The sequence below is a fragment of the Nocardia sp. genome, from assembly GCF_025465275.1.
Lineage (GTDB): Bacteria > Actinomycetota > Actinomycetes > Mycobacteriales > Mycobacteriaceae > Nocardia.
Window position 1 is genome coordinate 1 of record NZ_JAODNK010000094.1, and the last position, 24,976, is coordinate 24,976.

A 24,976-nucleotide genomic window follows, 5' to 3' on the forward strand; every position below is an offset into this window, starting at 1 on the left:
GAGGTGCCGCTCAACGGCCCGTGGCGGGTCGCCGAGAAGATCATCACCTTCGACGGCACCGATAAGCGCACCCCGCTGGACAAGTCCCGCGATCACACCTTCGCCCTGCAGAACTGGCTGGCCGAGCGCGGTCTCGGGCAGCGCGTGGTGCACGGCGCGGTGCTGGTGGTGCCACCGCCGGATTCGAATCTGCGCGTGCAGCAGCTGTGGAGTGATCCCAGTTTCGAGGTGCTGGTAGGTGATGATCCGCGCCGGTTGCACGACTACTTCATCGGCCTGTCCTCACGCGGCCGCCCGCAGTGGTCGGCCAATGATGTGGCGTGGGCCTTCCGCGGGCTGGGCATTCTGCCGTATCTGCCGGCGCCGCAGGACCTGCTGAACGAGGGCTTCCTCGGCCCGGTGGACATCACACTGTGGCACGGCGGGCCGCAACAGGCGCAGGCCGAGGCCTATGCCGAGGAGCAGGCGCGACTGGAGCTGGAGGCGGCTTCGGCCGGGCGCCGGTTCTCGGTGCCCGCGCCCTGGTATAGCCCGTGGAAGCTGTACCCGCGCCGGACCGGCCAGATCGATCTGGGTCGCGGATTCATGCGGGTCATGCTGACGCTCGGCATGATCGTGGTGGTGCTGTGGGTGCTCTGGATGATTATTGCCGCGGTCATTGCGTACGGCTGAGCACCACAGCGCGGAACGGTAGATAGGCCGCCGTCACCAAGGCGACGGCGGCCGCCGTACCCCCGATGACATCGGTCGGATGGTGATAGCCCAGTCCCACCATGCCTACCAGCACCGCGGGCAGCAGCACCACCATCACCACCACGACCGTCACCCGTGCCCGCACCGACTCGCTGACCAGTGCCAGCGCCGTGACGACGGCGATCAACTGCACGGTGTGCCCGCTCGGATACGCGAGGTAGTGGTGCAGCTGCCGGTCCCAGAAAGGTTTGAGCGCAAACGAATTCACCAGGATCGCGAACTCGGGCCCGATGATCATGAACCCGGCGGACCACCACTGCCGCCGATAGGCGAACCAGGCGGCCGCGATCAACTGCACCGGGATGATGATGCTGTTGTTGCTGGGCGCGACCAGCATGCTGTAGAGCCACCGACGCCCGTCGAGCGACGAGTGGATGTGCGCTTCCAGGAAGGTGTCCAGCCCGGTCGGACCGCCGTCGGCCGGAAAGAATTGCGGCACAACCACAGTCACGACAATGGTTACCAGCAGGAGCGCGGGCAGCGCTGCCTGGCGGAGCAGGGTGTCGGGCCGGGTCGGGGCGGGCGCGGGCGATCGGATCACCTGGCCACGATAGCCGCGACCGGGTGGCGGTCACCACGAGCTCTGATTCACTCCCGCAGCGCGGCCTTCTCCAGCAGCGGCCGGGAACGGGCGGGAGCCCACCAGTTCGCGGTGCCCAGCAACCGCATGAAGGCCGGTACCAGCACCATTCGCACCAGGGTGGCGTCCATGAGGACAGCCAGCGCCAGACCGACGCCCAGCATGCGGTTCATGGTCACCCCGCTGGTGGCGATGCCCACGAAGATCACCGCCATGAGCAGCGCCGCCGCGGTCACGATGCGGCCGGATCGGGCGATGCCCAGGGCGACGGCGTCGTCATTGTCGGCACGGGTCCGGCCGGAGCGCTTCCATTCCTCGGTGAAGCGGGCGAGCAGGAACACCTCGTAATCCATGGAGAGCCCGAACGCCACGCAGAACAACAGCACCGGCAGCGTCGCGATGGTGGAGCCGGTAGCCAGTGTGCCGAGACCGCCCAGGTGACCGTCCTGGAAGATCCACACCAGCGCGCCGAAGGTCGCCGACAGCGACAGCACGTTGAGCACCAACGCCTTCAGCGGCAGCACCACGCTGCCGGTGAGCAGAAGCAGCAGGATGAAGGTGGTCACCGCGATCCAGACGACGGCCTTCGGGAACCCCTGACTGATGCCCGCGGCGGAATCCGCGGTCTGCTGGGCGAGCCCGCCGAACAGTATCTGCGTGCCCGCCGGTTTCGGGACGGCATGCAGTGCATCGAGTTGCCGTTGCCCCTGTTCGGAATACGGATCGACCTTGGATGAGACCGTCAGCTGCGCACTGTCACCGTGCCTGCCGTTCGGATCGGCGGGTCCGGCCGGTTGGCCGCCTGCGAAGGAACCCGCCGGACCGGTGACACCCTGTACCTCAGGCACCGTCGACAAGGCCGCCGAATACGCGCCCAGATCACCCGGATCAGTGCCGCCATCGCTCGGGCTCACCACGATATGCACTGTGCCCGTGGCATTGTCGGCGAAGCGATCACGCAGCAGATCACCTACCTGACGCGATTCCACCGAGGCAGGCAGCACCCGATCATCGGGCAACCCGAGTTTGAGCCCGAAGATCGGCGAACCGAGCAGCACCAGCAGCGCCAGCACCGGCAGTGCGCAGAGCACGGGCCGCCGCTGCACGGTGCGCGCCACCTGATAGAGGCAGCCCTCCTCCACCGGCCGGGCCTCGCGCAGCGGTTTCCGATTGATCCGCTCCCCCAGGAGAGTCAGCAGCGCGGGTACCATGGTGAGCGTCAGCACGATCGACAGCGCGACCACGGCCAGGCCCGCATAGGCGAGCGAGCGCAGGAAAGCCATGGAGAAGAACGACATTCCGATGAGCGCGATGCCGACCGTCGTCCCGGAGAAAGCCACTGCCCGTCCGCCGCGCTGCATGGCAAGCACCAGCGCCTCGTCGCGACCACGTCCACCGGCTATTTCTTCCCGATAGCGGCCGATGATCAACAGCGAATAGTCGATGGCCAGCGCCAGCCCGATGGCGGTGGTGATATTCAGCGCGAAGACCGACAGCGCCACCACGAAGGTCAGCAGATACAGCACCGCACTGGTGCCCGCGATGGCGGCGATCCCGGTGATGAACGGAATCGCCGCCGCCACCGCACTTCTCAGAAACCAGATGAGCAGCAGCACGGTCAGCGGTAGCGCGATGGCCTCGGCGATAGCGAGGTCCTTCTGGGTCTGCTGCCCGGTCTCCGCCAAAACCATGGCCTGCCCGCCGGCGTGGATGGTGACACCATCACGGCTGCCGACGAACGCACCGGCCAGATCGCGCGCAGACCCGGGCGCCGTGTTCTCGTCGCCCCGCACACTGGCGACAATGAGCCCGATCTTATTGTCGCGGCTGACGAGTACGCCGCCCACCTGCGGATCGGTCCACGGCGAAACGACTTTCGAGACGCGCGAATCGTCCTTCAGCTGTTCGGCGATGTCCCTACCGCGAGCGGCGGACGCCGGGCCCTGGACCCCGCCCTCGGATTCGACGGTCAGCACCAGTTGCATGCCGGACATGTTGTAGTCGCGCCCGAGAATGTCTGCGACACGAGCGGATTCGGAGTCGGTGGCCACAAATCCGCCATTGGACAGTCGTGCGGAGACCTGCGAACCCAGCACCCCGCACACCAGGAACAGCACGCCCACCAGAACAAGGACGAGCTTCGGGGCGCGAATGGCCGGCCTGATCAGTTTCGTGATCATCGCGTCTCCCGTCACCGATCGGCCGATGCATCATCGCATTGCCCGACACCCCGATAACGATGTACTGCCGCACCAGGGTTCAATCCGATGCGGCAGCAGCAATCGCGATCACGACGGGGAAAGTGCGTCTCCGGCGCCGTTCAGCATGGCCGCGTGCAGCATCTTCTCCGGCACGCCCAAGCCCTCGATGAGGGTGAGGGCGTGTGGCCGCAGCCGGTCCACGAGTTCGTTCACACCGCGCCGCACCATTTTCGCCCGTTCCACGGACATGAAGCGGTGCATGATGAACCAGGCCTGGTTCTCCTCGATGGTCTTGTACACGTACAGATCGCAGACGGTGCCGGCCAGTTCCCGGGCCGCCTCGTCCTCGATTCCCGCGATGCCTTCGATGAAGGCTTCCAGCACCAGGCGATCGATGTGCGCCGTGCCCGCGGCGAGAATGTGGTCCTGGGCATTGTTGAACGCCTCGAAGGGCCCGGTTTCCTTGGCGCGGGCCCGCAGTCGGTGCCCGGCCGTGCGGACCAGATAGTCCTCGCGGTCGGCGAAGAGCTGCAGCTGGACCGACCGCCGGGACAGGTCCTGATCATCGACGCCGTCATCACCGCGATCGCGCAGCCGCTGGATCAGCTGCCGCACACCGGAGGCCTCGCGCACCGCGTCACGAGCCATGGTGGCGGCGAAGCGAACCCAGCCGAGGGCGTCGAGATCGCGCACCTCGTCGGAGTAGGCGGTCAGCAGGTCCTTGGCGACGAGCTGGGTCAGGACCAGATTGTCGCCCTCGAAGGTGGTGAAGACGTCACTGTCGGCCTTCAGCGTGACCAGGCGGTTCTCGGTGAGATACCCGGCGCCGCCGCAGGCTTCGCGACATTCCTGAATAGCCTGAGTGGCGTGCCGGGTCTGCGCGACCTTGAAACCTGCCGCGCGCTTCTCCAGCGCCCGCTGTGCGGACTCCTCCGTCGCCTGTCCGGTCTGCACCAGATGCATGCGCTGCACCAGATCGTTCTGCGCGAATTGCAGTGCGTAGGCGCGGGCCACCAGCGGCAGCAGGCGGCGCTGATGGCTGCGGTAATCCATCAGCACGGTCTCGACACCGGTATCAGGATCAGCGAATTGGCGGCGCTGCTCGGCGTAGCGGACGGCGATGCTCAGCGCGACCCGGGCGGCCGCCGCCGCCGCGCCGCCGACACTGACCCGGCCGCGGACCAGCGTGCCGAGGGTGGTGAAGAACCGCCGGCTCGGGTTGGCGATCTCGGATTTGTAAGTGCCGTCGGGTTCGACGTCGGCATAGCGATTGAGCAGGTTCTCGCGCGGAATTCGCACCTGGTCGAACACGATTCGGCCATTGTCGACACCCGGCAGGCCGCCCTTGAGGCCGTCGTCGGAGGTGGTGACGCCGGGCAGATCCTTACCCTTCTTGTCCCGGATCGGCACCAGGAAGCAATGCACGCCCTGCGATTCGCCACCGGTCACGAGCTGCGCGAAAACCGCTGCCATGCGGGCATGTTCGGCCGCGCCGCCGATGTAATCCTTACGCGCGGAAGGCGTAGGGCTGTGCACGATGAACTCTTCTGTGGCAGGGTCGTACGTGGCTGTGGTCTCCAAATTGGCCACATCGCTTCCGTGACCGGTTTCGGTCATCGCGAAGCAGCCGAGCAGCTCCAGCGGGAGCAGCGCTTCGATGTACCGGCGGTGCCGTTCGGTACCGAGGTTTTCGACCGCACCGCCGAACAGGCCCCACTGCACGCCGCACTTCACCCACAGCGACAGATCGGTGTAGGCAAGCATTTCCAGTGCGGTGACGGCCCCGCCCGGGTCGCCGGTTCCGCCTTCGACCTCACGGAAACCACGTTCGGCCCACCCGAAGGAGGACACCAGATGCATTTGCTCCAGGACCCGCGTTCTCGCGGCCTTGTAATCGAGGTAGGGGTCGCTGTAGAGCCGGGCATCGTCGAGATGCACCCGGGCCTGTTCACGCACGTCCCGCCAGGGTCCGTCGAGAGCCGCGCGTAGATGTTCCGCTATCGGATCGCCATCGTTCGCCATGCTCCAAAACACTACTGCTATCGCCCTGCTCAACCCGGTGATCTATCGCACCCGTGTACTTTTCTCCTGTGAGCAACGACCTGGCTATCGAGACCGGTGGTGCCCCCGAGGGCATCCTCGGGCGGTCGCGACGGCTACTGACCAGCATTGTGGGACGTGCGGTCGCCGACCGCGATGCCATGGCCGACGCGGTGACCGAGGCGCCCGCACCGCTGCAGCCCATCGACCTCACCGACGACGCCACCGTGACCCAGGTTTTGGACCTGGCCGAGCGGGTAGGCGAAGTGGTGCTCTCGGCGGGTACGGCCGTCATGGACACCACCGCGCAGATCGAATTCATCGCCTCCACCTACGGCCTGTCCAAGTGCGATATCGACGTCACCTACAACGCGATCCGCATCTCCATCGACCGCGGCACCCGGATGCCGCCCGCCAGCACCATGCGGGTGGTTCAGTACCGCTCCCTCGATTTCACCCGGCTGGCCGCGGTCGATCGCCTGACCAGGCGCATTCGCCGGGAACTGGTCCCGCCGGAGGAGGCGCTGGCCGCACTCGAGGAGATCACGTCCGCACCGCACCCCTACCACCGCTGGATCTCGACCTTCGGCTGGGCGCTGATGGCCGCGGGCGTGGCGCTACTGCTCAATGGCGGTCTGCTGATCGCCGCATTGAGCTTCGCCACCACCACCCTGATCGATCGCGTCAACCGCCGGCTCAATCGCCGCGGCCTCCCGTTCTTCTTCCAGCACATGGTCGGCGGCATGATCGCCGCGATACCGGCGGTGCTGGTGTCCACCTTCGCCAGCCATCTGAAGCTGGATCCGGTGCTCATCATCGCGGCGGGAATCTCCGTGCTGCTGGCCGGTTTACAGCTGTTCGGCGCGGTCGAGGACGCCATTACCGGCGCACCCATCACCGCGGCCGCGCGCATGCTCGAAGTGGTGATGATGACCGGCGGCATCATCGCGGGCATCGTGCTGACGCTGCGGGTGTCCGAACTGCTGAACCTCACCACTCCGACGGTCGATATGGCTCCGGCCCGGGACCTCACCAACCTGCCGGTGAAGGTGCTGGCGGGAGCCATTACCGCGCTGGCCTTCGCACTGGCGTGCTACGCCGAACGCCGCGCGCTGACCACGGCCGCGTTCAGTGGCGCGGCGGCCATTGCCGTGTATCTCGTGGTGCAGAACGCCGGTTTCGGCCCGATCGTCTCCTCCGGTGTCGCCGCCATCGTGGTCGGCCTGGCCGGTGGTCTGCTCGCCCGTCGCGCACTGACACCGCCACTGGTGGTCGCTCTGGCGGGCATCACTCCCCTGCTCCCCGGCCTGCGTGTCTATCGTGGCCTCTACGCCCTGCTCAATGACGAACAGCTCATCGGCATCAACCAACTCTTCAGCGCCTTCGCCGTAGGTTGTGCGCTCGCGGCCGGTGTGACGCTCGGCGAATGGTTCGCCCGAGATCTGCGCCGGCCCCGAATTATCCCGCGCCTCACCACAATCCGAATCTCCCGACGTACCGGATCGGTCATCACAGGTCGCCCTCCGCCAGAGCCTTCTTGATCAGCGTCTGGGCGGCGTCGCCGTAGGCGGCCTGCTCGGCCAGTGCCCGGAAGACCCGCTCGTACAGCACAAGTTCGCGCGGCTGCCGGATCGTCAGCTCGGCCGAGATGGTCTCCACCTGCACCAGGTGGGTATCGAAGAAGGTGAAATTTGTTGTCTCATAGATGAATTCGGCGGTATTGGGAACAACGCCGACGACCACCCGCTCCGCGGACATCATGGTGTGCAGGTACTCGAGCTGCGCCCTGCGGACCGCGCCGTCACCCACGGAGGTGTACAGCGCGGATTCGCCGATGAGGAAGTGGAACCGGTGCAGGCCTTCGCGCAGCACCCGCTGCCGTTCCATGCGGGCGGCGACCGCCTGCTCGAGATCATCGGGGCTGCCGAGGAACCGGATGCAGCGCCGCAGTACGGCTTCGGCGTAGTCGCGGGTCTGCAGCAGGCCCGGCAGCAGCAGGCAGTCGTAGCCGCGTACCAGGCCGGTGGCGGCTTCCCGTTCGATACTCTGCCGCTGCCGGCGCGCATGACCGGTGGCCGCGATCCGCCGCCATTCGAGGTGGGCGGCATTCACATTGCGCACGGTCGCAATGAGATCCGGCAGGGCGAGTTCGTTCTCGGTGATGCGGCACCACACGGCGAGATCCTCCTCGGACGGCAACTGCCGGCCGTGCTCGATCTTCGATACCTTCGTCGGCCCCCAGTCCGCGCGCGCGGCCAGATCCCGTCCGGATATGCGGGCGGACACCCGGAGTTCCCGCAAACGAACCCCGAGCGCCTGCCGCCCCTCGTCAACCCTGGTCACGGAGATAAACGTCGAACGGAATCGCCAACGGCCACAGCTGATCCCGGACCTGGGCGCAGCGGGCGAGCAGGACCGGATCCTCGGTGACCGCACCACCGGCCCATTCGCCCTCGGGCGAGAAGATCGAGAAGGCCAGCGGGCCGTCGTCGAACAGCCACCAGTCGTCGGCCGTGTAATCGGCCGGATCGACGCGGTGCCGGGGCAGGTATCGGACCTGTTCCCCGGCTTCGACATTGCGATCGGTGTGATGCAGCAGGAATCGGGTGTAGTCGGTATGCGGTTCGGTCACGATGCGTAATCGCTGGATCAGGGTGCCCTCCTCGGTCACCGCGCGCACGAGCGCATCCCACTCCTGCCAGTCGGCCGGGTGGCTGGTCGGCTCCCCCGCCACGAAGCGCTCCAGCTGCTCGTTCTCGGCGGCCACACCGTAGGTGTCCTGCACCTCCAGATGGAACGCGCGGCGATGCGACCGATACAGGTCATCGAATTCGGAGCGATAGAGCATGCGGGTAACTCGCTTTCAGCGCACGAACTTCCACGGCCGTCTCGTGGTCGGGAATCTGCATGGCGGACAGCACGTGCGGGTCGTCGACCACTTCACCGCACAGGGTGAAGGTCCCGTATCCGGTGTTGTGCAGCGCTGCACCCAGACAGGTTTCGAGTTCCAGAAAGCCGAGTAGTTGATGGGGTATCTCGACAGTGCCCGGGGTTTTGCCGGTGCGCCACCCCTGCACGATGATGCTGTCGCGGTCGGTTGCCCACAATCTGGGTGATCCGTTGCCGCCGGTGGGTCCGCCCAGAAGCCGTATCTCCATGATGCCGTGTCCTTGCTCGAGGCAACTACGAACACATCTCATTATCGCTGGTGCCAGGACCTTTCCAGCGGGAGATTCGAGCAACCTCGAGCAATCTCCTGCCGCCGGGGCGTGGCGCTCCATACCGTGGAGAGCGGAAACCACCGACAGCAAGGGCAGTGATGAGCGCACCATCGGCGATCGGCTATCTGCGGCACGACATCTCGAAGGCCAGGCAGGTGTGGGATGAGGCGCAGATCCGCAGCGTTGCCGCCCGGCTCGGCTACGACCTGCGCAAAACCGTGGTCTTCGGACCACACACCGACCGCCCCGACCTGCGCCTGCGCACGGTGGTGAGCCGCCTGGGCGTCGATGCGGTGGTGACGCCCAGCCTCGCGCACCTCGGCGGCGAGGTGCCCGATTTCCTGGCAAAGGTATGCGATGTCATCACGGTCGAGCCGGAGACCACCTATGCCCGGTCAGCGAACGACCTGCTTCCAGACTCGGGCGGAGCTTGACGTCCCAGCTCGGCTCGCCCGATAGGATCGATCGGTACCGTCGCCTGGACGAGGAGTGGATGGTGTCCGAACTGCTGGATTGGGCTCGCAAGGAGAACCTGCAGCCCGCCCCGATTACCGTGGAGATCTGGAAGACCCTTCCGGAAGACTTCTGCCGACTTCGAGGTCGTCAACGGTGAGGCGGTTCGCGCCGAATCTCCCTCCCGTCCACATCAAAAGGCGGCCCGCCGCATTGCCGACTTCATCGAGACGGCAGCCGACGCGCACATGAGCCGGTACAACGACGGCTGCCTGGACGTCGACACCGACTTCGATGTGTTGCTCTGGGCACTGTCGCGCGCGACGATCCGACGTCCGGATGCCGCACTGTTCGCGTGCGCTCCGCCGGATCTCCGCCCGCTGCCCGCATCGATGGTCAAACTTGTGGTGGAAGTCGTCTCCCCCGGCACCGAACGAGTCGACACCGCCGACAAAATGGCGGAGTACGCGTTGGCTGGGATCCCGTGGTATTGGATTGTGCACCTTGCCGACAACGACGTAGCCGTCATCGAAACCTTCGTGCTCGACCACGTTTTGAACCAGTACCGCCCGCACCAGACGCTCGAGCACACCGACGGTGTGGCCGAGATCGACCTGCCGATCGCGGTCAAACTCGATTGGAGTCGCCTCACCGGTCTTGCGCGTTGAAAACGGCACAAGGCGCCGTTGCGCCCGTTAAGGATTCACAGCGGCAGGTGATGCGGGCGGTTCGTCGACCACTGGCACCGGAATCTGATTGAGCGCGTAGTACAGGGCCAGTACGCCGTGCAGTGCCATGGTCAGCGGCGCGGAGATGAAAGCCAGGGCGACGGTGGTGGGGTAGATGGCTATGCCCAGGCCGAAGCGCCACCGGGTGGCGCGGGCGGCCTCGACGTCGACCCGCGAGTAGAAGAGGTTGCCGGTGCGGGTCAGGTGCAACCACACCGCTTGGAACAGAATTCCGTGGTAGACCATGAAACTGCCGTAGATGGCGACCGCGATACGCGCGGCATGGCTCCCGGTCCAGGCGCTCACCGACCCGCTCCCGTGGCCTTCGGTCAGGTAGTCCGCGACGAGCGCCGCGGGCCAGGGCAGTGCGACAACGCCCATGAGCAGCAACAGGTTCAGGAACAGCAGCGTCCGGTCCACCCGCTCGACGAAGCCGAACACGGTGTGGTGGTTCACCCACATGATGCCGATGTTCAGGAATGTCACCACATACGCCGCGTACGAGGGCCATTGGTGCCCCAGGTCCTGCCACAGGTGATCGCCCGCATTCAGCGGAACCTTGATCTCCAGGATCAACAGCGTGATGGCCACCGCGAACACGCCGTCACTGAAGGCCTCGACCCGCCCCGAATCATTCACAGCCACAGAGAGTACTGACATATCGGTGCTTCGGTTTGATCGATTCGGCACCGTCGGTTAGCGTCTGGCGCGCAACACCGAGTCGGGGGAACATGTTCAACGAGCACGATGACCTCTCCGAGCATCCGGATTTCGCCGGGCCGGAGTGGAATGAGCGCATAACGCGCATCGAGAAGGAGTACTCCCGGCGACAGAGCTGGGGGCAGCGAAAGCATAAGCTGCGCACCAAATTGCCGATCATCGCGGTGATAGCGGTGGTGGTCGGCCTGCTGGCCGTCTGGCACGAGACGTCGGGGGCGGTGGGGCTGCAGTCGTCGGCCACGCCCACGACCACCGCTACCTCGCGGGCGCCGGAGACGGTGCGGGTAAATCTCAATATGCCGTTTCTCAATACGCCCGCGGCAAATTGGGCCGATGGCGCGGATGGATTCCAGCCGCCGGCCGCCGAACCGGTGGGCGGGTTCGACGCGGGCGCGGTGTCCGCGGCCTACACGCAGGTGCGAGGGGTGATGATCGCGCAGCGACTGGATCGGACCGCTATGGCCGCCGACGATCCCGGGCCCGCATTGGCGCTGTTCGCACCGAAATTCCGCGACGACGCACTACAGCGCACGCGGGACAATCCCGATGACCACAGCAACTACTACGTGACCGCCCTCGCGCCCGGCACCCAGCTGCTGCCATCCCAGCCAAAGGTCAAAGGCAGCATGACCGCCGGTGTCGATGTGGACGGCAACCTGGTGGTGCACACCAATTACATAGTCGCCTACGCCTTCGACCCGGGTAATCCGCAGCGCGTCCGGCGCGCGCTCGATCTTGTCGCCGTGGTGCGCTGGGAGGTGGACTACTCGGTCGTCAGCGATACCCGCCGTTACTCGGGCGCCAACCTCGGCCTGTGGCTCGACCACGGGAAGGGCGACATCTACTCGATGGATTGCGCGTGGTCACGTAAAGGGTTCCTCGCTCCCACCATCGGCGCCGCGCAGGGCGGCGGCACCACCGGGTCCGGGCACGACTCCGACTATTACTTCGACCCGAACCATCCCCTGCCGCAAACCGATGGTTGCAAATAGACGCGTATTGCACATAACTGCATGTAAATGACTGTGCCGCAATCGAAGAGCGAAACACGATAATGCCGATCACGATCTTGCTTGTTACCGTGACATATGAACCTGTTCGCGCGATGGGGTGATCTGGCCTGCCGATGGCGGTTCGGGGTCATCGGAGTGATGGTGGCGGCGCTGCTGTCGCTGGGTGGTTATGGACTCGGTTTGGACGACCACCTGAGCTCCGGCGGACTGTTCGATCCCAACTCGGAGTCGTCCGAGGCGGGGCAGCTAGCCGATGCGGCGTTCGGGCGCAATCACGATGTCGATGTGGTGGTGCTCTACACCGCGCCCGAGGGCAAGACCGTCGACGATCCGGATTTCAGCAGCGTGATCATCGACCACCTCAACAGCCTGCCGCGCGATCATCCGGACCAGATCGCGGGAGTTCGAGCCTCCTACTGGCCCACCGAGACCGGTGCCGTCGCCGCCGGGTTGGTGACCAAGGACCGGACCCACGCGCTGGCGGCCATCGCGCTGCACGGCGAGAACGACACTGATCTGCTCGTAAACTATCGAGCAGTCAAGAACGACTTCACCATTCCGGGCGTGAACGTTCAGGTGGGCGGACTGCAGCCGATATCAGGCACACTCAATGACACCATCGCCGACGATCTGCATCGCATGGAACTGCTGGCCATCCCACTCGTGGGGCTACTGCTGTTCTTCATCTTCGGCGGTGTGGTCGCCGCATCGCTACCGCTGATCATCGGTCTGCTCACCATCTTCGGCGCGTTCGGCATAGTCCGGTTCCTCACGAACTTCACCGACGTCAATTCCTTCGTCTCCCCGGTGGTCTCGATGATCGGGCTCGGATTGGCCATCGATTACGGGTTGTTCATCGTCAGCCGGTTCCGCGAGGAGCTCGCCGCCGGGTACGACACACGGACAGCGGTACGGCGCACCGTGATGACGGCGGGGCGCACCGTGGTGTTCTCCGCGACCATGATCGTCGCGAGTCTCGGTGGCCTGCTGCTGTTTCCGCAGGGCTTCCTGAAATCCATTGCCTACGGCGCGATTGCGACCGTGACCATCGCGGCGCTCACGGCACTCACCGTCCTACCCGGCATGCTGGCCATCCTCGGGCCGCGCGTGGACTTACTGGGGCTGGACCGTTTCCGGCGCACCAAGTCCACGGTGACGATGGAGAGCGGGTTCTGGGGCCGCACCACCACATGGGTGATGAAACATCCACGGAAGGTGGCCATCCCGCTGCTGCTCGGCCTGCTGCTGTTGACCCTGCCGATCCAGAACCTCGTCTTCGGCGGCTTCGGTGAGAAGTATCTGCCGCCGGACAATCCGACCAGGATGGCGCAGCAGCAGATTGATACGTACTTCCCGGATCGGCGCTCCGATCCGATCGAAATCATCATCGTCACCGGTAATTCCAGTGCAGTCGGACCGGTCTGGAATCAGGCCAACCAGGCGCCGGGACTGGTCTCGAAATTCGGAATTCCGGCCCGATCACAAACCAATCGCGACATCTACAAGACGACGGCCCCGGTGGCCGATATCAATCACGCCGGCGCGACCATCGAATACCTGCGGAAGTTGGATCTGCCCGACGATATGACCGTGCTCGTCGGTGGTGTCCCCGCACTCCAGAAGGACAGTATCGACGCGCTGCTCGGCCGCATCCCGTGGATGATCGCACTGGTTCTGCTGGTCACGGGTCTGCTGATGTTCCTCACCTTCGGCTCCGTCGTGCTTCCCATCAAGGCCGCACTCATGAGCGGCCTCGGACTGGGCTCCACCCTGGGCATCCTGACCTGGATCTTCGTCGACGGCCACGGCGCAAGCCTGTTGAACTTCACCCCACAACCCGGTCAAGCGGTCATGCTGGTGTTGATCATCGCCATCGTCTACGGCTTGTCCACCGACTACGAGGTATTCCTGGTCTCCCGCATGGTCGAGGCCAGAGCCAGGGGCGCTACCACCGAAGAAGCCATCCGCACCGGCACTGCCCAAACCGGCGGCATTATCACCGCGGCAGCCCTGATCCTGCTGGTGGTCACCGGCGCGTTCGCCTTCTCGGATCTTGTACTCATGCAGTACATCGCCTACGGCATGATCGCCGCGCTCTTCATCGACGCCACCCTGCTCCGCATGCTCCTGGTCCCCGCCACTATGAAACTGCTCGGCGACCGAGTCTGGTGGGCTCCGGCCTGGATGAAGCGAATCCAGCAGCGCATCGGGCTGGGTGAACCGGTCTTGGACGACGAGCAGCCGCCGCCGCCCCCGGTCCCCGAACTCGTCGGGGCCGCGCGCTGACCCCCGGCCGGACGAGGAGCGCGGACCGATCCCCCAATCTCCCCTATAGCCAGGCGATTACCCGGCAGACTCCTGGAATGCGGCCTAGCATCTGATCGTGGCCGAGCAGGATTCGATCACCGAGGGCCTCACCGCGGTGTTCGGTGGGGTCGCCGGCGGGGCGATCATCGTGGGGATTCTCGCCATCGCGCTGAAAAAGTTCGGGGACAAACTCGGCGAGGGCCTGTACGGGTTGCTCGCCGAACTCCCCCGCCGGGCGTTCGAACGCATGGCGATCCGCTTCAGCGAAGACAAGCGAATCACCCACTACCGGGCGAAGATTCCGGACGAGTACGGACGCCATGTACTGACGAAGCAGCGGCAGATTGCCGTGGACTCGATCTACGTGCATCTGCAGTACGAGCGCGGCGGCCGGCGGCACGATCTGCGGCGGCGGGTGCTGCAGGAGAAGGCCGTACTGCTGCTCGGTGAGGCTGGCGCCGGAAAGTCCTTGCTGTCCAAACACTTTCTGCTGCACTGGGCACAGCAACCACGCAAACTCCAGCAGAAGCAACAGCTTCCGGTGCTGGTGGAACTGCACCGCTGCGACGGTTCGGTCGATCTGCCGAGCCTGATCGCGACGCGCTTCCGACTGCCGCGCGACAAGAATGACAGTCGCGCAATGGAATTCGTCACCCAGCGGCTGAACGACGGCGCCATGCGGCTGCTGTTCGACGGCCTCGACGAGGTGAACGCGGACCAGCAGCCCGGTGTTATCGCGGCGCTGGAAGCCTTTCGCAAGACCCATTCCAGTGGCGATGACGCCAACTCCATTGTGGTAACCGGCCGCGGATCGGCCTACAACGGCAGTCTCGGCGCCTTCGAGGTGATCCAGATCGCCGGCTTCGACGACTCCTCGATACTCCGGTTTCTGGACCGCTGGCTGACCGTCGAACGGTCGGCCGGCAGCGGGCTCACCGATGCCGAGATCGCCGAATTGGGCACGGCAGAGCGCATATTCGATCAGATCCGGCAGAGCCCGCAATTGCTCCAGCTGGCCCGCACCCCATTGCTACTGAGCTTGCTCGCGGATCTGTATACCGGCAGTCTGCTGCGCCGTGGGCGATCACTCCCGGCGTCACGGGCCGCCTTCTATTCGCGAGTAAGCGATCATATGGTCACCCGCGATCTGCTGCTGGATCGCGGCGAACGTACCTCACCCTTCGAACCGGGCGACAAGCTCGCCGTGCTGAAGCGAATCGCCCTGGCCATGACCGAAACGCCTGCCGAGCAGGGTGATCGGCTCGTCATCGCCAAGGAGAGACTCCGCGTGGTGCTGGCCGCCACCTTGGCGGCGCTCGACCTCAGAGCCGAGCACGGGCGGGAATTGGTGCGTGATCTCACCGATCGCAGTCAGATGCTGGTCAGCTCCGATACCGGCGAACGATTCTGGTTCCCGCACAGGAGCTTTCAGGAGTACTTCACGGCGCGAGCCCTGGAGGGGCCGGTGGGAGCCGGTCGGCTGCTCGCCGGATACTGGTCGGATCCGACCTTCTGGCACGACACCGTGCGCTTCTGGTGCGGCCTGGACGGCAACAACTGCACCACGGTGGTCGAGCGCCTGTTCGATTCGAACGACCTCAAGCACCAGGTACTGGCACTCGAATGCCTTTCCGAGGCAAGCGAAATCGACGATCGGCTGGCCGACCGCATAGTGACGCACTTCCTCGCCGGCCTGTCTACTCCGGCGCCCGGCCCCGAGCCGACGGCCATGGGCGAGGCGACCGGCATCGTGGGGGCGCTGGGCAGCGTCGCCTCCCGCGACACCGATCGCGGCCGCCGGGTCCGCGGGCAACTCGAAGCCCAGGCCGACGCGGGTGCCGTGCACGCCATGCGCGCCCTGGCCCGCTCCGGTCGTGCCGACGCCGCGAGTTTTCTGGTGCAACTGGCGGTCCGCACCGATGATGCGCTGACCAAGGAGTGCGCGGAGTCGATGGGGGAGGTCGCCGTGCCCGCCCTCGCCGATGCGGTGGCCCCGGATCGGCTCTGGACGGTGGACAGGCTGGGCGGCATCGGAACTCCCAGTGCGGCACTGGAACTCGCGAGGCTGGTCTGGAGCAGCGATACGAGTGCGACCGCTGCGGCCTGGTGGCTGTGCGCGCTGATACGGGAACCGAATATCGAAGCGGCACTGGAGGATCACACACCACTCGGCGATCCGGCGAGAACCTACGACGGACTCGACGGCGCGTGGGATCCGTTCACCCTCGATCCGAAGGGACGACTGGCACAGCTCATGCGCAGAGTGGCACACCTGGCCACGACCTCGAGCCCGCCGGACTTCCTGATAGAACGGCTGGATCCCCGTATCGCGGTGCTGCTGTCCAGCTTGATACTGGTTCGCCGCCGGCCACACGGGTCCGAAGCCCTCCGGATCGTGATGGGGGATCAGGAGCTCAATCAGGTAATGCACTCCCTCGGCGACCGACTCCTGCGCTCACAACGCTCGGATTCGAACGTTCGCCAGGTGCTGCACACTTTCCTGCGCCGGTTCGACTTCTCCGTGACAGAGATCGCGATCCTGAACACGCTGCCGCTGACGGTGGAACGCGAACTCGTCAAATACATGATGGTGTACCAATTCACGGGGAACGAGACGGCCCGGGCCGAACTCTGGTCACGGGCGTCCCGCGACGTCGAGCACAGTACGACCGGATTGAACCTGTTGTGGCGGGCGACGGTCGGCGCCGCGACCCTGGCCTTCACAGGCACCGGGATCTACCGTGCGATGGCGACCGTCGCGCACACTTCGCCGTGGGGCCCGACCTGGCTCGCATGGACGATGCTGATCGTCTTCGGCGTCTCCGCCGTCGTAGCCGCCATCACCTGGTACTTCGAGGAAGTCGCCATTGTGTCGGCCGACCTCGAAGCTCTGCTGTATTCGTCCACGCTCATTACCTGCTGCGCGGCGTCCGCATTGGTGGTGCCCGGTATGTCGACGATCGCCGACTGGATCGGCTGGCCGACGGTCGCGGCCATAGCCGTGGTGGTGGCGTTGATCCTCATCCCGGTGGACCGAATGGTCAGGCAGCGAGACCGAGCCAATGCCAATCACTTCCGGATGATCCTGCAGGAACTGCAGGCGGCCCAGGCAACGCGGCAGCAGCGCGCCTGAACTCAGCCCGCGACCAGCCCGATGCCGCGGCCGATATCGGCCAGCGTGGCATCGAAGAGTACGTCGGGGTGGCTCACCGTGATGGGGTAGTTGCCGAAGACCTCGAGGGTGACGTGGCCGTAGAGGCGGGCCCAGAACTGGATCATCACGTAGCTCACGCCGAGGTCGAGTTTTTCGGCGGGGAATTTCTGGCCGGACTCGGCCAGCACCCGCAGTAGATCGGTCTGGAAGCGGATCAGGTCGTCGCGCAGTTCGGGCGGAATGAGTTCCGTTGGCGGAGTGATGACTTCGTACTCGGTGAGCAGGCGGCCGGCCGCACCCAGGAAGAGGCGGCCGACGGGTTCACCGAATTGCTGCATGGCGCTGGTGATTCCGGCGACGGCGGGGGACGCGAAGACCAGGGTGAACTCGCGGGAGTGGGTCAGTCCCCACTCGCGGAACCCGCGGCAGATGGCGAAGAACCGGATGGCCGCATCGTCGGGCAGACCTTCCAGCCGTGCGGCCAGGAAGTTCGCCAGATCGGTGCAGACATCCGTCCGCACTCCCGCGACGAGGCCGTCGCGGGAGTCGTAGTACCGGTAGAGCGCGGGGGCGGTGACGCCCAGCTCGCGGGCGATGGCCCGCAGGGTGATCGCATCGGGGCCCTGCTCTACCAGCAGTGACCGCGCGACACGGCGGATGTCGGCGTCGCTTACCGCAGGCATCCGGCCGCGTCGGCGGGGTTCACTCATTCGTATTTGACCTGCCAGCTCTTGATGCCGTTCAGCCAACCCGAGCGCAGCCGGACGGGGTCGGAGACCTGACTCAGGTTCGGCATCACGTCGGCGATGGCGTTGAACATGAGGTCGATCTCCAGGCGTGCGAGGTTGGCGCCCACGCAGAAGTGGGTTCCGGTGCCGCCGAAGCCTACATGCGGATTCGGGTTCCGGAGGACGTTGAACTCGAAAGGCTTGTCGAAGACTTCTTCGTCGAAATTGGCGGCGGAGTAGAACATTCCGACGCGCTGGCCCGCCTTCATCTCCTGACCGCTGAGCACGGTGTCCTGCAGCAGAGTGCGCTGGAAGGCGATGACCGGGGTGGCCCAGCGGACGATCTCGTCGGGAGCGGTGCGCGGACGCTGCTCGCGGTAGAGCTCCCACTGTTCCGGATTGTCGACGAACGCCTTCATGCCGTGCGTGATGGCATTGCGGGTGGTCTCGTTGCCGGCGACGGCGAGCAGGATGACGAACCAGGCGAATTCGTCGGAGCCCATGGCTTCACCGTCGACATCGGCATTGAGCAGCGTGGACATGATGTCCGCGTGGCCGTCGAGGTCGACCGGGCACTTGCGCTTCTCTTCGGCCAGGTTCCACGAGTAGCCCATGACCTCGGCGGTGGCGACCTTGTGGTCACCCTCGAAGTCGGGATCGTCGTAGGAGATCATCTGGTTGGTCCAGTCGAAGATCTTGCCGCGATCTTCCTGCGGAATACCGATGAGCTCGGCAATGGCCTGCAGCGGCAGCTCGCAGGCGACCTGGGTGACGAAGTCGCCGGAGCCGGTCTTCTTGGCCTCGTGCACGATTCGCTCGGCGCGGTCGCGCAGCGCATTGCGCAGCGATTCGACGGCCCGCGGGGTGAAGCCCTTGGACACGATGCGGCGCAGCTTGGTATGCCGCGGCGGATCCTGGTTCAGCAGCAGATAGCGCTGCACCTCGATCTCTTCGCGCATGATGTCGTCGTAGAAGCGGATGACAGCGGTGTTCTCCTCGGAGGAGTACACCTCCGGAGTCTTCGAGATCTCCTTGATGTCATCCATTTTGGTGACGGCCCAGTAGCCGTCGTCTTTGAAGCCACTGCCGGCTTGGGGCACCCAGGCGATGGACTGGGTGCGGCGGAGCTCGGCGAATTCCTCGACAGGCAGACGCTGTGCGAGCAGGTCGGGATCGGTGAAGTCGAACCCGGAGGGGATGGACGGCGCGGACACGGTTCCTCCTTTGGATCACGTTCCGGAGAAGTGAACCACACCACAGCCCCCTTTGTGAACACCTATTACTAAATAATGTTCACTTGATCGGCCGGATGATCTCAGTACGCCCCGTCTCCCCTGGTCACCGCCCCTATCGTCTTGCAGATCAGCAGGAGATCCAAGACCATCGACCAGTTCTCGACATAGGAAAGATCCAGCCGCATGGCATCGTCGGGCGTCAGATCCGAGCGTCCGCTGACCTGCCACAGCCCGGTCACGCCGGGCTTGACCAGCAGTCGCCGCCGCATCATCCCGTCGTACGAATCGACCTCCCGGCGCACCTGCGGGCGCGGGCCGACAATGCTCATCTCCCCGCGCAGCACATTCAAGAACTGGGGTAGCTCGTCGAGGCTGTACTTGCGGATGATCCGGCCCACCCGTGTCACCCGGGGATCGTCGCGCATCTTGAAGAAGAGCGGGTTGCCGCCGTTGCCGGCGATGAGCGCGGTGATGTGCGCGTCGGCGTCGGCGTACATGCTGCGGAACTTGATCATGCGGAACGGATGCCCGTCGCGCCCGATCCGCTCGGACAGGTAGAACACCGGCCCCCGGCTGTTCACCTTGACCGCGACGGCGATGCCGATGAGCGCCGGCGCGATGGCCAGCAGCGCGCACAGTGCGAAGCCGAAGTCGAAGAGCGCCTTGCGAATCGACTTGGCGCGGTCGTACTGCGGCTTCTCCACATGCAGCATGGGCATATCGGCGACCAGGCGATGGGTGAGCCGGGCGCCGGAGATATCCACCAGACCGGGCGTGACGATCAGCTCGACGCCCAGCGGATCCAATTCCCATGCCATGCGCCGGAAGTCGGCCGGGCCGAGATTGTCGGTGGCGGTGACGGCGACCGTATCGGCCCCTGTACGCCGAACGGCGTCGATGACGGACCGGTCGGTACCGACAATGGGAATCTCCCGGCCGCCGACCTCCAGCCCGCGTTCGGCGAGTTCACCCTCCTCACGGGTGCACACTCCGATGACCTGATAGCCGGACTCCTGATCCCGCGAGAACGCCGCGACCATGGCCCGCGCCGCATCCGGGCTGCCGACGACCAGCATGGAGGTGCGATATTCGCCACGGGAGCGCCGCCTGGCTACCCACCCGCGCCATAGCCGGCGCTCGATCATGAGCCCGAACATGCCCAGCGGCAAGGCAATCGCCAGATAGCCACGGGCGACATCCACGCGCAGCAGTAGCGAAACGATGGCTACGCCACCGAACAGCTGTAGCGAGGCCGAGACCACCCGGCGGTATTCCTCTGTGCCGCTACCGATTACACGTAGCGAGCGGGTACCGCTGAGCGCGAGCGCGGCGTACCAGACCAGCGCCAGCACCACCGACACCACGGTGTAGCGAACTTCCAGCGGGAACCTGGAAGCCAGCGTCGGATCAGCCGGGCCGCCGAAGCGGAGGAGCTGCGCCATTCCGATTGCCAGGCAGACGACCAGCAGGTCGCTACCCGAGAGACGGCGTGCGTAATCACCTTGCCAGCGTTCGCGATCCGAACGTGGCAACGGTCGAGGCAGCCGATTTACACGCACTGCTCGACGAGAAGAAACTTCGAAACTCATGAAACGAACGCACCTCCCCCACGGGAGAACTCGGTTCCGATCCCCACTGATCAGTTCCACAGAAGACAGAATAATGTCGGCTCCCCAAGGGTTTTCGCTGCGCGCCAACCTGGGGGACCGCCGACTCTTTCGGTGGCCAGATGCCGAATGTTACACAACTGCGCCACCGGCGACGATGAAACTTGTGTGTTGCCAATGTTTCCGAAAAGTTGCCGGAAGCATCGCAACCGGTTTCCCGCCTGTTTCCCCCAATTTCCCCTAATCCCAAAAACACAGGTTGTGCCGGGTGCCAGACCCCGTGTGAAGTGAGAGTAACCCTTGAATTGCAAGACTCGAGTGGTAGCCGTCCGCCTGCCCCGTTCTGCGACTCGCAGAAAATTGCTGCCCCGGCGCTCACCTGTCACCGCCTGAGCCCAGCGGAGTCGGTGAATCCTGTTGTAACGTAAGGCCGGATCGAGCCGACCTCAGTGCAGCCGGCCTTGCGCCGGTGCCGGTCTCGGTGAAAGGTGGGGATTCTGCGTGCAATGCCGTCTATGTGCGTCCGACCGTTTGGTCAGCGTGCTCGATCTGGGGGCGACACCGCCGTGTGAAAAATTTCTCACCGCGGCGGAGCTCGATCAGCCGGAACCCACGTTTCCACTTCATCTCCGGGTCTGTGAAAACTGTCTGCTGCTACAGATTCCGGCGCTCATCACGCCCGCGGAGACATTTACGGAATACGCGTATTTCAGTTCTTATTCGGACAGTTGGGTACAGCACGCAAAACTCTTCGTCGAGGACGCGACCGCACGTCTGGGGCTCGGCGGCGAATCGCTCATGATCGAAGTCGCCAGCAATGACGGCTACCTGCTGCAGCACGCCGTCGCCGCGGGCATCCCCTGCGTGGGCATCGAGCCGTCGGTGAATGTCGGCGCCGCGGCCCGCGAGAAGGGCGTGCCGACCGTGACGGCCTTCCTCGACGAGGCGCTGGCCGCGCAGGTCCGCGCCGAACACGGCGCCGCGAATCTTGTTGTGGCCAATAATGTTTACGCCCACATACCAGATCTGCTGGGGTTCACCAGGTCCCTGCGCGCACTGCTCGCGGACGACGGCTGGGTCTCCATCGAGGTGCATCACGCACTCAATCTGGTGACGCTGGGCCAGTTCGACACCATCTACCACGAACATTTCCAGTACTACACCGTGCTGTCCGCCCAGCGCGCGCTCGCGACCGCGGGCCTCACCGTGGTCGATGTGGAATTGCTCGGCACGCACGGCGGTTCCCTGCGCATCTGGGCACGCCCGGATGCGGTGGCCGAGCCTTCCGAGCGCGTAGCCGAGGTATTGCGCCAGGAAGCCGAGGCCGGATTGCACGACGTCTCCGGCTATCTCGCGCTGCGCCCACGCACCGAACTGGTGCGCCAGCAACTTCTGCGCTTCCTCCTCGAGGCCAAGGCCGCCGGCAAACGAGTGGTCGGCTACGGCGCACCCGGTAAGGGCAATACCCTGCTCAACTACTGCGGTATCCGACCCGATCTGCTCGAGTACACCGTGGACCGGAACCCGTACAAGCACGGCAGATTCACGCCAGGCACCCGCATTCCGATCCACGAGCCCGAGCGCATCGACGCGGACAAGCCGGATGTGGTGCTGGTGCTCCCGTGGAATCTGGAGGCCGAGATCACCGCGCAATTGCGCCAGGTGACCGACTGGGGCGGCGAGCTCGTCTATCCGCTCCCCACTCTCCATCACGCACAACCCCATGCGACGCTCGACGACGCCGCCGCATCGAATCATGCAGAGAGGCAAGCGAAGTGAAGGTTGTACTGTTCTGCGGCGGCTACGGCATGCGCATGCGCAACGGCACCGAGGACATGATCCCGAAGCCCATGCAGATGGTGGGCCCGCGCCCGCTCATCTGGCATGTCATGCGCTACTACGCGCACTTCGGGCACAAGGATTTCATTCTGTGCCTGGGCTACGGCGCCGCGCACATCAAGAACTTCTTCCTCACCTATCAGGAGTCGGTCTCCAACGACTTCGTCATTCGCGGCGGCCAGGTCGAGCTGCTGCAATCGGATATCAGCGACTGGACCATCACCTTCGTCGACACCGGCGTGGAATCGCCTATCGGGGAACGACTGCGGCGGGTGCGCGACCATCTCGACGGTGAGCGCTACTTCCTGGCCAACTATGCCGATGTGCTCACCGACGCCCCGCTGGACGAGGTGGTCGCGGACTTCCGCAAGTCCGGTGCGGCGGCCTCCATGATGATCGTGCCGCCGCAGTCCTCCTTCCACTGCGTGGATGTGAACTCGGCCGGCGAGGTCAAGAACATCACTCCGGTATCGCGCCTGCCCATTTGGGAGAACGGCGGCTACTTCGTGCTCACCCAGGAGATCTTCGATCACCTGCCGCCCGGCGGTGATCTGGTGGAGGACGCCTGCGGCGCGCTGGCCGCGCAGGGCCGGCTCTTCGGCTATCAGCATCACGGTTTCTGGAAGCCCGCCGACACCTTCAAGGAGCGCGCCGAACTCGACGCCGGATACATGACGGGCGATCGCCCCTGGATGGTGTGGGAGCAGTCCACACCATGATCCGACTCGGCACGGGCGCGGTCCGTGAGATCGCCCTACTGGCGGCGCACTGCGACGATCTGGCCATCGGCCTCGGCGGAACGCTGCTGGCCATGGCGAATGCCGTTCCGGGCCTGCGCGTTCGAGCCCTCGTGCTGTCGGGCGCCGGGACGGATCGAGCCATGGAGGAGCAGGACGCGCTCTCCGCCTTCTGCCCCGGCGCGGATCTGGATCTGCGCATCCTCGATATCCCGGACGGTTATGCCCCTGCGCATTGGGAGCGGGTGAAGGACGCGGTCGCGGCGCTGCGCCGCGGCAGTAGTCCGGAGGTGGTGTTCGCCCCGCATCGCGGCGACGCCCACCAGGATCACCGCCTGCTGGCCGAGCTGACCCCCACCGAGTTCCGCGATCACCTGGTGCTGGGCTACGAGATCCTCAAGTGGGAGAACGACACTCCGCAGCCCACCGTGTTCCATCCGCTGCCCGCCGGCATTGCCGAGCGCAAGGCCGAGCTGCTCGTGAAGCACTATCCCTCGCAACGCACTCGGGACTGGTTCGACGAGCAGTCCTTCCTCGCCCTCTCGCGGCTGCGGGGCGTGCAGTGCCGGGCGCCGCATGCGGAGGCATTCCTGCTCGACAAGGCCACCATCACTTTCGGAGGTGCATGACCATGCGCGTACTCGTGACCGGACATCAGGGCTATCTGGGGACGGTCATGGTGCCCGAGCTACAGCGGGCCGGTCACGAGGTGACCGGCCTGGATATCGGGTACTTCGCCGACTGCGTGCTCGGGGAGACAGCGCCCGCACCACCGACTCTCACCGTGGACCTGCGCGATGTGACCGTCGATCAGCTCGCCGGTTTCGATGCCGTGGTCCATCTGGCGGCGCTGTCGAATGATCCACTGGGCGCGCTCGCGCCGCAGATCACCTACGACATCAACCATCACGCCTCGGTGCGCCTGGCCCGGCTGGCCAAGGACGCGGGCGTGCAACGCTTTCTCTACGCCTCCACCTGCTCGGTGTACGGAGCCGCCGGCGCGGATCTGGTCACCGAGGAGGCGCCGCTGCGGCCGCTCACCCCGTACGCCGAATCCAAGGTGCGGGTCGAGGACGATGTGGCGGCGCTCGCCGACTCCGGCTTCGCCCCCGTATTCCTGCGCAATGCCACCGCTTTCGGCTTCTCACCCCGGCTGCGCGCCGATATCGTGCTCAATAATCTGGTCGGGTACGCGGTGCTCACCGGTGAGGTGAAGGTGCTCTCCGACGGCACCCCGTGGCGGCCGCTGGTGCATGCGCAGGATATTGCCCGTGCCTTCGTCACCTGTTTGGAAGCCCCGACCGAGGCCATCTACTGCCGGGCGTACAACGTGGGGACCGAGACCAATAACCTCACCGTCGCCGAGATCGCGCAGTCCGTGGTCGAGGCCGTTCCGGGATCCACCCTGGCCATCACCGGCGAGAGCGGCGCGGATCCGCGCTCTTACCGGGTCGACTTCTCCTACGCCCGCAAAGAACTGGGCTTCGACGCGATGTGGAGTATTCCGGAGGGCGCGGCCGAGCTCTACCGGGAGTACGTGGCACGCGGGCTGACCGCCGATGCCTTCTTCCAGCGCTACACCCGGCTGGCACATCTGACTTCGCTCAAGGATGCGGGTGTGCTCGACGACGAACTACGTCGCGTCCGGATCGGCGCCTGA

General features: G+C 65.3%; 20 protein-coding genes and 1 pseudogene. 11 read left to right on the top strand and 10 right to left on the bottom strand.

All coding sequences use genetic code 11. From position 1 onward, the window contains the following. On the top strand, nt 1–672 hold a 672-nt coding region (locus tag JWN03_RS22600; protein WP_297618435.1), incomplete at its 5' end, for an NERD domain-containing protein. Here JWN03_RS22600 and JWN03_RS22605 read toward each other — a convergent pair. The 3 genes from JWN03_RS22605 to JWN03_RS22615 form a co-directional block, all read right to left on the bottom strand. Further along, nucleotides 656–1,294, bottom strand: coding sequence for a phosphatase PAP2 family protein (locus tag JWN03_RS22605; protein ID WP_297618438.1), 639 nt, complete (start codon nt 1,292–1,294; stop codon nt 656–658). The two genes, JWN03_RS22600 and JWN03_RS22605, sit on opposite strands and share 17 nt — an antisense overlap. 47 nt (nt 1,295–1,341) lie before the next feature. Continuing rightward, entirely contained in the window at nt 1,342–3,513 is a 2,172-nt protein-coding gene (locus tag JWN03_RS22610) for an MMPL family transporter (RefSeq protein WP_297618441.1), read from the bottom strand. Nucleotides 3,514–3,621: 108 nt separating this feature from the next. Beyond that, nucleotides 3,622–5,556 carry an acyl-CoA dehydrogenase family protein gene (locus JWN03_RS22615; protein WP_297618444.1) on the bottom strand — a complete coding sequence of 645 codons (1,935 nt, stop codon included), beginning with the start codon at nt 5,554–5,556 and terminating at the stop codon, nt 3,622–3,624. A 179-nt stretch (nt 5,557–5,735) separates the two neighbouring features. On the opposite strand from JWN03_RS22615, the gene JWN03_RS22620 reads away from it, so the two are divergent. Continuing rightward, complete coding sequence (locus JWN03_RS22620) at nt 5,736–7,115, top strand: threonine/serine ThrE exporter family protein (RefSeq protein WP_297618502.1); 1,380 nt, start codon at nt 5,736–5,738, stop codon at nt 7,113–7,115. Here the strand turns inward: JWN03_RS22620 and JWN03_RS22625 are convergent. From JWN03_RS22625 to JWN03_RS22635, 3 genes are read right to left on the bottom strand one after another with little or no spacing between them, the layout of a single operon-like run. Beyond that, complete coding sequence (locus JWN03_RS22625) at nt 7,084–7,917, bottom strand: helix-turn-helix domain-containing protein (protein ID WP_297618447.1); 834 nt, start codon at nt 7,915–7,917, stop codon at nt 7,084–7,086. The genes JWN03_RS22620 and JWN03_RS22625 overlap by 32 nt on opposite strands. Continuing rightward, complete coding sequence (locus JWN03_RS22630) at nt 7,904–8,422, bottom strand: DUF6879 family protein (protein WP_297618450.1); 519 nt, start codon at nt 8,420–8,422, stop codon at nt 7,904–7,906. Before JWN03_RS22630 ends, JWN03_RS22625 begins: the two co-directional genes overlap by 14 nt. Continuing rightward, nucleotides 8,397–8,732 carry a hypothetical protein gene (locus tag JWN03_RS22635; protein ID WP_297618453.1) on the bottom strand — a complete coding sequence of 112 codons (336 nt, stop codon included), beginning with the start codon at nt 8,730–8,732 and terminating at the stop codon, nt 8,397–8,399. The genes JWN03_RS22630 and JWN03_RS22635 overlap by 26 nt, the downstream gene beginning before the upstream one ends. 161 nt (nt 8,733–8,893) lie before the next feature. Here JWN03_RS22635 and JWN03_RS22640 point away from each other — a divergent pair, with 161 nt between their 5' ends. Both JWN03_RS22640 and JWN03_RS22645 read left to right on the top strand, forming a co-directional pair. Continuing rightward, nucleotides 8,894–9,229: a hypothetical protein gene (locus tag JWN03_RS22640; protein WP_297618456.1), complete on the top strand. Its 336-nt coding sequence runs from the start codon at nt 8,894–8,896 to the stop codon at nt 9,227–9,229. A 204-nt stretch (nt 9,230–9,433) separates the two neighbouring features. Further along, nucleotides 9,434–9,916: pseudogene (locus tag JWN03_RS22645) on the top strand (Uma2 family endonuclease); the annotation flags it as partial. A 27-nt stretch (nt 9,917–9,943) separates the two neighbouring features. Here JWN03_RS22645 and JWN03_RS22650 read toward each other — a convergent pair. After that, complete coding sequence (locus JWN03_RS22650; RefSeq protein WP_297618459.1) at nt 9,944–10,615, bottom strand: TMEM175 family protein; 672 nt, start codon at nt 10,613–10,615, stop codon at nt 9,944–9,946. A gap of 92 nt (nt 10,616–10,707) precedes the next feature. On the opposite strand from JWN03_RS22650, the gene JWN03_RS22655 reads away from it, so the two are divergent. From JWN03_RS22655 to JWN03_RS22665, 3 genes are all read left to right on the top strand, one after another. After that, nucleotides 10,708–11,688 (top strand): hypothetical protein, encoded by a 981-nt coding sequence (locus JWN03_RS22655; RefSeq protein WP_297618462.1) that lies wholly within the window; start codon nt 10,708–10,710, stop codon nt 11,686–11,688. A 102-nt stretch (nt 11,689–11,790) separates the two neighbouring features. Continuing rightward, nucleotides 11,791–13,995 carry an MMPL family transporter gene (locus tag JWN03_RS22660; protein WP_366914464.1) on the top strand — a complete coding sequence of 735 codons (2,205 nt, stop codon included), beginning with the start codon at nt 11,791–11,793 and terminating at the stop codon, nt 13,993–13,995. 97 nt (nt 13,996–14,092) lie between these two features. Next, nucleotides 14,093–17,149 carry an NACHT domain-containing protein gene (locus tag JWN03_RS22665; protein WP_297618465.1) on the top strand — a complete coding sequence of 1,019 codons (3,057 nt, stop codon included), beginning with the start codon at nt 14,093–14,095 and terminating at the stop codon, nt 17,147–17,149. A gap of 2 nt (nt 17,150–17,151) precedes the next feature. On the opposite strand, the gene JWN03_RS22670 is transcribed toward JWN03_RS22665, so the two are convergent. From JWN03_RS22670 to JWN03_RS22680, 3 genes are all read right to left on the bottom strand, one after another. After that, on the bottom strand, nt 17,152–17,880 hold the full coding sequence (locus JWN03_RS22670; protein ID WP_297618468.1) for a TetR/AcrR family transcriptional regulator: 729 nt from the start codon (nt 17,878–17,880) through the stop codon (nt 17,152–17,154). Then, a complete protein-coding gene (locus JWN03_RS22675) occupies nt 17,877–19,112 on the bottom strand; it encodes a cytochrome P450 (protein WP_297618470.1) in 1,236 nt (411 codons plus the stop codon). The genes JWN03_RS22670 and JWN03_RS22675 overlap by 4 nt, the downstream gene beginning before the upstream one ends. Before the next feature lie 101 nt (nt 19,113–19,213). Further along, nucleotides 19,214–20,665 carry a sugar transferase gene (locus JWN03_RS22680; RefSeq protein WP_297618472.1) on the bottom strand — a complete coding sequence of 484 codons (1,452 nt, stop codon included), beginning with the start codon at nt 20,663–20,665 and terminating at the stop codon, nt 19,214–19,216. A gap of 576 nt (nt 20,666–21,241) precedes the next feature. Here JWN03_RS22680 and JWN03_RS22685 point away from each other — a divergent pair. Genes JWN03_RS22685 through JWN03_RS22700 form a run of 4 tightly spaced genes read left to right on the top strand, consistent with a single transcriptional unit; the run spans nt 21,242 to nt 24,976 of the window. Next, the gene (locus tag JWN03_RS22685) at nt 21,242–22,519 is read left to right on the top strand and encodes a class I SAM-dependent methyltransferase (RefSeq protein WP_297618474.1); all 1,278 of its coding nucleotides are present in this window, start codon (nt 21,242–21,244) and stop codon (nt 22,517–22,519) included. After that, nucleotides 22,516–23,298: a sugar phosphate nucleotidyltransferase gene (locus JWN03_RS22690; protein ID WP_297618476.1), complete on the top strand. Its 783-nt coding sequence runs from the start codon at nt 22,516–22,518 to the stop codon at nt 23,296–23,298. Before JWN03_RS22685 ends, JWN03_RS22690 begins: the two co-directional genes overlap by 4 nt. Further along, nucleotides 23,295–23,945 (top strand): PIG-L deacetylase family protein, encoded by a 651-nt coding sequence (locus JWN03_RS22695; protein ID WP_297618479.1) that lies wholly within the window; start codon nt 23,295–23,297, stop codon nt 23,943–23,945. Before JWN03_RS22690 ends, JWN03_RS22695 begins: the two co-directional genes overlap by 4 nt. A gap of 2 nt (nt 23,946–23,947) precedes the next feature. Then, entirely contained in the window at nt 23,948–24,976 is a 1,029-nt protein-coding gene (locus JWN03_RS22700) for an NAD-dependent epimerase/dehydratase family protein (RefSeq protein WP_297618482.1), read from the top strand.